Source organism: Pseudomonas sp. CFBP 5748 (assembly GCF_053850495.1).
On record NZ_JBSPTN010000018.1, the window covers coordinates 99340 to 106996 of the forward strand.

The window sequence follows — 7657 nt, forward strand, 5'->3', positions numbered from 1 at the left end:
AACGAATCTATTAGGAGAGCAGGATGAAATTCAGTGAACAATGGCTGCGCGGCTGGGTAAGCCCGCAGGTAAGCCGGGACGAGCTGGTTGCTCGCCTGTCGATGGCCGGTCTTGAGGTCGATAGCGTGACGCCGGCCGCCGGTGAATTCAGTGGTGTGGTCGTGGGCGAGGTGCTGAGCACCGAGCAGCACCCGGATGCTGACAAACTGCGGGTCTGCCAGGTCAGCAATGGCACGGAAACCTTCCAGGTAGTCTGCGGCGCGCCGAACGTGCGCCCGGGCCTGAAGATCCCGTTCGCCATGATCGGTGCCGAACTGCCGGGCGACTTCAAGATCAAGAAAGCCAAACTGCGTGGCGTTGAATCTAACGGCATGTTGTGCTCCCAGGCCGAACTGCAGATTGGCGAAGGCAACGATGGCCTGATGGAGCTTCCGGCTGACGCGCCGGTGGGCCAGGACATTCGCGAGTATCTGGGCCTGGACGATGCGAGCATCGAGGTCGATTTGACGCCGAACCGTGGCGACTGCCTGTCCCTGGCTGGTCTGGCCCGTGAAGTCGGCGCGCTGTATGCCGCCCCGGTGACACGACCTGTGGTCATGACCGTGCCGGCCGTGCACGAAGAAGTACGCTCGGTGGAAGTCCTTGCGCCGGCCGCGTGCCCGCGTTACCTGGGGCGCGTGATCCGTAACGTCGACCTGTCGAAGCCGACGCCGCTGTGGATGGTCGAGCGCCTGCGTCGCGCCGACGTGCGCAGCATCGACGCGGCCGTCGACATCACCAACTACGTGATGCTCGAGCTGGGTCAGCCGCTGCATGCGTTCGATCTCGCCGAAATCAACGGCGGCATCCGCGTGCGTATGGCTGAAGAGGGCGAGAAGCTGGTCCTGCTCGACGGCCAGGAAGTGACCTTGCGCAGCGATACATTGGTGATTGCCGACCATTCTCGTGCCCTGGCGATTGCCGGCGTGATGGGTGGCGAGCACAGCGGCGTCTCCACGACGACCCGTGATGTGTTCCTGGAAAGCGCGTTCTTCGACCAGATTGCGGTCGCTGGAAAGGCCCGCTCCTATGGCCTGCACACCGATGCTTCGCACCGCTATGAGCGTGGCGTGGACTGGCAACTGGCCCGTGAAGCCATGGAGCGTGCCACTGGCCTGCTGCTGGAGATCACTGGTGGCGAAGCTGGCCCGATCATCGAAACCGTCAGCGAACAGCACCTGCCCAAGATTGCACCGATCACCCTGCGTGCCCAGCGCATCTCCCAGATGCTCGGCATGGAAATGGACGCCGCCGAAGTCGAGCGCCTGCTCAGTGCCCTGGGCCTGAACATCAGCGCTGATGGAGCAGGGCAGTGGCGTGTCGAAGTACCAAGCCATCGCTTCGATATCAGCCTGGAAGTCGACCTGATCGAAGAACTGGCCCGCCTGTACGGCTACAACCGCCTGCCGGTTCGCTACCCGCAAGCTCGCCTGGCCCCACAGGCCAAGGCTGAAGCCCGTAGCGACCTGCCGGAACTGCGCCGCCTGCTGGTGGCTCGTGGGTATCAGGAAGCGATCACCTACAGCTTCATCGATCCGCGTCAGTTCGAACTGTTCAGCCCGGGTGTCGAGCCGCTGTTGCTGGCCAACCCGATCTCCAACGACATGGCGGCCATGCGCTCGTCCCTGTGGCCGGGCCTGGTCAAGTCGCTGCAGCACAACCTGAACCGCCAGCAGGATCGCGTGCGTCTGTTCGAAAGCGGCCTGCGCTTCGTTGGTCAGTTGGAAGGCTTGAAACAAGAGCCGATGCTGGCCGGTGTCGTTTGCGGCAGTCGTCTACCGGAAGGCTGGGCGCAAGGTCGCGATGTCGTCGATTTCTTCGACGTCAAGGCCGACGTGGAAGCGGTGCTGGGCTTCGCCGGCGCACTCGACGCGTTCACTTTCGTACCGGGCAAGCATCCGGCGTTGCACCCGGGGCAGACCGCACGCATCGAGCGAGACGGGCGCGAAGTCGGCTATGTGGGCGCGATTCACCCTGAACTGTCGAAAACCCTGGGCCTTGATCGTCCAGTCTTCGTCTTTGAGCTGGTCCTGGCCGAAGTGGCGCTGGGGAAAATGCCGAAATTCCAGGAGTTATCGCGCTTTCCTGAAGTGCGACGTGACCTGGCGTTGCTGGCTGATCGCGACGTTGCTTCCAGCGCTGTACTGGACGTAATCCGTGAAAATGCAGGCGAATGGCTCACGGACCTCAGGCTATTTGACGTGTATCAGGGTAAAGGCATTGATCCGCATAGAAAAAGCCTTGCAGTCGGCTTGACCTGGCAGCATCCATCGCGCACTCTTAATGACGATGAGGTGAATACCGCAACGCAGAACATCCTCACCTCGCTCGAAAACAGGTTGAACGCCACGTTAAGGAAGTGACGTATGGGGGCTCTGACGAAAGCTGAGATGGCGGAACGTCTGTATGAGGAGCTGGGCCTGAATAAACGGGAGGCCAAAGAATTGGTCGAACTGTTTTTTGAAGAAATCAGGCACGCTCTGGAAGACAACGAACAGGTCAAATTGTCCGGTTTCGGCAACTTCGACCTGCGGGACAAACGCCAGCGGCCTGGCCGCAATCCGAAAACGGGAGAAGAAATCCCGATCACGGCTCGCCGTGTGGTCACCTTTCGTCCAGGGCAGAAGTTGAAGGCCCGAGTTGAGGCTTATGCTGGAACCAAGTCATAACGACGAACTACCCGTCATCCCGGGCAAACGCTACTTCACCATTGGTGAAGTCAGCGAGCTGTGTGCAGTAAAACCGCACGTGCTGCGCTATTGGGAGCAGGAGTTTCCTCAACTCAACCCGGTCAAGCGCCGCGGAAACCGCCGGTATTATCAGCGCCAAGACGTGCTGATGATCCGGCAGATCCGCGCGCTGCTTTATGATCAGGGGTTCACCATCGGCGGCGCACGCCTGCGCCTCTCCGGTGATGAAGCCAAAGACGACACAACCCAGTACAAACAGATGATCCGCCAGATGATCGCCGAGCTTGAAGATGTGCTGGTGGTGCTCAAGAAATAAATTTCTGCTTTTAAATCTTCCAGTTTTCAAAAGCTTGCGATATATTCCTGAGCGTTCCGTTGAGAAGCGGAACAAGATTCACGCCTAGTCGGGGCGTAGCGCAGTCCGGTAGCGCACTAGCATGGGGTGCTAGGGGTCGAGTGTTCGAATCACTCCGTCCCGACCATATAATTCAAAGGGTCGCGAGATTTTATCTCGCGACCCTTTTTTGTTTTTGGTCGTTTTTACCCTACAAAACGACTGGCTCTGGGTGGAATCTTCAGCTAATACCAAGGCCATGGCGCAAAAAGACAACCTCGCTGTGTCTTGGTCGCTCCAACAGAAGGGGCGCCCTAAAGAGCCTTTTCCGGCGCCGGTTGGTCATTGGGGTGGGCGATGATTGTTTTGAGCTCTGTGCTCATGGGGAATTTGAGATTCAAGCCTCTGGGAGGGATGGGCTGAGTAAACCATTTATCGTAGATGGCGTTGATTTCGCCCGAGGCGAAAAGTGACTTGATCGAGTCATCCACGATCTTTTTGAGATCAGGATCCCCCCGACGCATTGTGCAGCCATAGATTTCGTTGGATTGCGGGGTGCCGGTCACCACCCAATCTTCCGGTTTTTTTGCCTTGGCCATCTCGCCCGCCAGCAATGCGTCGTCCTGCATAAACGCAATGGCGCGGCCGGATTCGAGCATTTGATAAGACTCGCCAATGTCTTTGGCAGAGATGACGTTCATGTTCATCTTTTTCTCGGCATTCATGACCTTGAGCATTCGCTCGGCCGTGCTGCCAGCAGTCGTCACTACGTTCTTGCCTTGGAGATCCTGGAAATCTTTGTAAACCGAATCCTTCCTGACCAACAGGCGGGTGCTGGCTTCAAAAATACCGATCGAAAAGTCGACCTGCCGGGCTCTCTCGGCGGTATTGGTTGTGGAGCCGCACTCCAGATCCACAGTGCCGTTTTGCACCAGCGGGATTCGCGTCTGTGAGGTCACCAGGTTGTATCGTACGTTCAGCTTGGGCATACCGAGTTCTTGCTTGATCGCCTCGACAATCTTTAATTGAATGTCATGGGAGTAGCCCATCGGCTGACCGGATCCGTCGGCAATGTAAGAGAAAGGAATGGACGAGTCTCGGTGGCCCAGGGTGATGGTCCCCGAGGTCTTGATTTTCTCGAGCGTGCCGGTGGGTTCGGCAGCCATGAGTGGGGTACTGCTTAAGGCCACAGTCAGGGTAATACCCAGGATTGCAGGAAAGGTACGCATCAAAAAACTCCTCATAAGGGTGAGGCGAGTTTTTTCGGACTCGCTCATCTTTGGCTCGGCGAGAGGTCTCGCGAGGCTTGGCGACTTGATTGTTGTTAGTAACGGTCCAGCCAGACGGTCTGCGCATTACAGAATTCGCGCACACCGAAATGCGACAGCTCACGGCCAAACCCGCTTTTCTTTACGCCGCCGAAAGTGACGCGTGGGTCGGTTGCGCAATAGCCGTTGATAAACACGCCTCCGGTTTCCAGTTCGCCGGCCAGCTTCTGGGCCAGTTCGACATTGCGTGTGTAGAGGGTCGAGGCGAGCCCGAATTCACTGTCATTGGCCAGTTCCAGTGCATGTACGGTGTCCCGCGCAGTGATGATCGATGCCACGGGTCCAAACAATTCCTGTTTGAATGAGGTCATCTGGTCGGTGACATCTCCGAACACCGTAGGCTCGTAGAAGTTGCCAGGCCCTTCAGCCTTTCTGCCGCCCAACAACAAGGTCGCGCCTTCTTCCAGGGTGTCCCGGACCTGACGATCCAGTTCATCGCGCAGATCAAAGCGGGCCATGGGTCCGATGTAAGTGTCTGTGGCCAGTGGATCGCCCATGACCAACTTGCGGGTAGATTCGACAAACTTGCGGGTAAACTCCTCGACAACGCCTTGCTCGACAATCAGGCGTTTGGCCGCCGCGCAGACTTGTCCGGTGTTTTGGTAGCGGCCAATCACAGCGGCTTTGACGGCTTCGTCCAGGTCGGCGTCGTTGAGCACAATGAATGGATCTGAGCCACCCAGTTCCAACACGCACTTCTTCAAGGCTGCACCCGCCTGAGCGCCAATAGCCATGCCAGCTCGAACACTGCCAGTGAGCGTCACTGCGGCGATACGAGGATCTGCTATCGCAGTGGAGACGCCGTCGGGCGTGACATTGATGACTTCGAACACACCTTCTGCAAAGCCGCCACGCTTGAACGCGTCTTGCAGCAGATAGGCGCATCCCATCACGTTCGGCGCATGTTTGAGGACGTAGGTATTGCCGGCAATCAACGCCGGAACGGCGCCGCGAAGCACCTGCCAGATGGGGAAGTTCCACGGCATCACTGCGAGAATCGGGCCCAGTGGACGATATTCAATTCGTGCCTTGCCGCCCTCAACCTGCGTGGGTTCGGCGGCCAACATGGCGGGGCCGTGTTCGGCGTACCACTCGCAAAGCTGTGCACATTTTTCAATTTCACCGCGCGCCTGCATGGTGGGCTTGCCCATCTCCAGGGTGATCATGTTCGCCATTGTTACAGCGTTGTCGCGTAGTGCCTGAGCCAAAGCGATCAACGACTGCGAGCGATCTTCTACGGGTTTTCGTCGCCAGACCGAGAACCCGGCAGTGGCACGCGACAGTGCCGCCTCCAGTGCCGACTCGGATTCGAATGGGTAGTGGCCGATCTGTTCGCCATTGGCGGGGTTGATCGAAATGGCATGGGTAAGGCTGGAAACATTAGTCATGACACCGTCCTGCGAGGTGGGAATGAATGCGCAGCGTCGAAGCAAACTGCCGCTGCCGAGTCAGGTAGCGCGTGCCAGAATGGAGCGCGCTCGACCGATGACCGGTGCGTCGACCATTTGCCCATCCAGCACGAAGACGCCGCCACCTGAGCTGGCGGCTTCGATAATGCGTTGCGCCCAGCGCAATTCTTCAGGGCTTGGTTTTAACGCCTGATGGATGATTGCCACCTGGCTCGGATGGATGCACAACGCGCCACCAAACCCCATGTCGCGGGCAAACTGAACGGTGCTGTGCAGGCCGACGGTGTCCTGTATGGAAGGGAACACGCCATCCAGCGCCGGAGCGAGGCCAGCCACTCGAGTTGCGAGCAGTACTGCGTATCGAGCGTGACTCAGGATCTCTTCGGCGGCATGGCTGCCGGTGGTCAAGTTCAGGTCCAAGCCAAGATCAAGGCTTCCGAATGACAGGCGCTCAACGCCCTGGGCCTGGGCAATCGCTTGGAGTTCGGCCAGGCCCTTGGCGCTTTCGATGATGGGCCAGATCGGCTTTTGGGTATTGGCAGCCGTGAGGACGTGCTCCGCGCTTTCTGCTTTGGGCAGCAAAACGCCGATCACGCCGGTGTGTCGTCGACAGAGCTCCAGATCTGCTACGTGAGCCCAGTGGTCCGGGGCATTCACTCGCACCAGAATCGGGGCGTCCGGATGGTCACTCAAGAAACGCTCCAGGTTATCCCTGGCCTGTTCCTTGAGGTTTTCCTGCACGGCATCTTCCAGATCAACAATGACCCGGTCCGCACCGGTAGCGATGGCTTTGGGTATGCGCTCTGGACGAGTGGCCGGCACAAACAGGGCGGAGCGAACAATGGACGTATTCATGGCGTTTCTCCTGCGCTGAACTCGACTTCGCCGATCTGCGCTGTACCGTCCTGATTGCCTGCCCAGAGCTGTGCCTTGCCGCTATCTATCAGGCGTCCGCCGACTTCAAAAGGGTGAGGAGAAATCAAAGGCCGGACGCCACGGAAGGTGAAGCGCATCAAGCGCGCGTTCGGGTGCGCTTTGGTAAAGGCACGCAGATTCAGGGTGGCGATCAAAGGACCATGCACCACCAATCCCGGGTAACCTTCGGTCTCGGTGACGTATGGCCAGTCATAGTGAATACGATGGCCATTGAAGGTGACGGCGGAGTAGCGGAACAGTAGGGTCGCGGAGGGCTCGATCCGTGCCTGCCATTGGCCTTCAGGGAGTGCTTCGGTGCCGCTCAGTTTGGGCGCAGTGGGCTCCCGATAGACGATGTCTTGCTCATCTTGAAGAACGCGTTTGCCGTCCTGGAAATACTCATGGCGTACCGTGACAAACAACAAGGACCCCGTGCGACCGTGCTTCTCTTCGACGTTGAGAATGGTTGATACACAGGTCACGTCAGCCTCCACCTTCAATGGCTGGTAAAACTCAAGTCGACTACCCGCCCACATACGATTGCGGTTATGGGCCGGCGGCAAAAAGCCCCCAAGCGCTGGGTGGCCATCCGGTCCCAGTTCGCAGGCGTCCACCGGCTCCTGAAAAAATGCCCAGTGCCACAGGGGCGGCAGTGGCTCTCCAGGTTGTGGTGCCGGCTCGCCCAACGTCGCGGCAATGCGTCTGACCAGAGTGAAACTGATCCGGTCCTGGCTTTCCTGACGTCGTCCAATCCAGGCGGAAAAATCGGAACTGCTGTTCATGTCGTTCGCTCCAATCGGTCAGTGATCAGGCCAGGGCGGCCATTTCTGGAATCACTTCAAAAAGATCCGCCACTAGCCCGTAATCAGCCACCTGGAAGATCGGCGCCTCTTCGTCCTTGTTGATCGCAACGATCACTTTGGAGTCTTTCATGCCGGCCAG

Annotated in this window: 7 protein-coding genes, 1 tRNA gene and 1 pseudogene; 4 read left to right on the plus strand and 5 right to left on the minus strand. The window is 58.5% G+C overall.

Annotated elements, in window-relative coordinates:
* Positions 1-23 precede the first annotated feature (23 nt).
* The 4 genes from pheT (at position 24) to ACWNZ1_RS27525 (ending at position 3211) form a co-directional block, all read left to right on the plus strand.
* A complete protein-coding gene (pheT, locus tag ACWNZ1_RS27510) occupies positions 24-2402 on the plus strand; it encodes a phenylalanine--tRNA ligase subunit beta (protein WP_135846200.1) in 2379 nt (792 codons plus the stop codon).
* 3 nt (positions 2403-2405) lie between these two features.
* A complete protein-coding gene (gene ihfA / locus ACWNZ1_RS27515) occupies positions 2406-2708 on the plus strand; it encodes an integration host factor subunit alpha (protein WP_002553164.1) in 303 nt (100 codons plus the stop codon).
* Positions 2689-3045, plus strand: a complete 357-nt coding sequence (locus tag ACWNZ1_RS27520; RefSeq protein WP_003179985.1) for a MerR family transcriptional regulator — start codon at positions 2689-2691, stop codon at positions 3043-3045. Before ihfA ends, ACWNZ1_RS27520 begins: the two co-directional genes overlap by 20 nt.
* 89 nt (positions 3046-3134) lie before the next feature.
* Positions 3135-3211: transfer RNA gene (locus ACWNZ1_RS27525), tRNA-Pro, on the plus strand.
* Positions 3212-3377: 166 nt separating this feature from the next.
* Here ACWNZ1_RS27525 and ACWNZ1_RS27530 read toward each other — a convergent pair.
* The 5 genes and pseudogenes from ACWNZ1_RS27530 to ACWNZ1_RS27550 all read right to left on the minus strand — a co-directional run.
* A complete protein-coding gene (locus ACWNZ1_RS27530; protein ID WP_135846179.1) occupies positions 3378-4292 on the minus strand; it encodes a transporter substrate-binding domain-containing protein in 915 nt (304 codons plus the stop codon).
* Positions 4293-4387: 95 nt separating this feature from the next.
* Positions 4388-5779 carry an aldehyde dehydrogenase family protein gene (locus ACWNZ1_RS27535; RefSeq protein WP_135846178.1) on the minus strand — a complete coding sequence of 464 codons (1392 nt, stop codon included), beginning with the start codon at positions 5777-5779 and terminating at the stop codon, positions 4388-4390.
* A 60-nt stretch (positions 5780-5839) separates the two neighbouring features.
* Positions 5840-6655: an HpcH/HpaI aldolase/citrate lyase family protein gene (locus ACWNZ1_RS27540; RefSeq protein ID WP_135846177.1), complete on the minus strand. Its 816-nt coding sequence runs from the start codon at positions 6653-6655 to the stop codon at positions 5840-5842.
* The gene (locus ACWNZ1_RS27545) at positions 6652-7497 is read right to left on the minus strand and encodes an FAS1-like dehydratase domain-containing protein (RefSeq protein ID WP_135846176.1); all 846 of its coding nucleotides are present in this window, start codon (positions 7495-7497) and stop codon (positions 6652-6654) included. The genes ACWNZ1_RS27540 and ACWNZ1_RS27545 overlap by 4 nt, the downstream gene beginning before the upstream one ends.
* 25 nt (positions 7498-7522) lie before the next feature.
* A pseudogene (locus ACWNZ1_RS27550) lies at positions 7523-7657 on the minus strand (electron transfer flavoprotein subunit alpha/FixB family protein); the annotation flags it as partial.

What these genes read in the sequence shown, in the direction of transcription:
- ACWNZ1_RS27540 (WP_135846177.1), bottom strand. Translation starts at nt 6,655, where the DNA reads ATGAATACGTCCATTGTTCGCTCCGCCCTGTTTGTGCCGGCCACTCGT.
- ACWNZ1_RS27535 (WP_135846178.1), bottom strand. Translation starts at nt 5,779, where the DNA reads ATGACTAATGTTTCCAGCCTTACCCATGCCATTTCGATCAACCCCGCC.
- pheT (WP_135846200.1), top strand. Translation starts at nt 24, where the DNA reads ATGAAATTCAGTGAACAATGGCTGCGCGGCTGGGTAAGCCCGCAGGTA.
- ACWNZ1_RS27520 (WP_003179985.1), top strand. Translation starts at nt 2,689, where the DNA reads ATGCTGGAACCAAGTCATAACGACGAACTACCCGTCATCCCGGGCAAA.
- ACWNZ1_RS27530 (WP_135846179.1), bottom strand. Translation starts at nt 4,292, where the DNA reads ATGCGTACCTTTCCTGCAATCCTGGGTATTACCCTGACTGTGGCCTTA.
- ihfA (WP_002553164.1), top strand. Translation starts at nt 2,406, where the DNA reads ATGGGGGCTCTGACGAAAGCTGAGATGGCGGAACGTCTGTATGAGGAG.
- ACWNZ1_RS27545 (WP_135846176.1), bottom strand. Translation starts at nt 7,497, where the DNA reads ATGAACAGCAGTTCCGATTTTTCCGCCTGGATTGGACGACGTCAGGAA.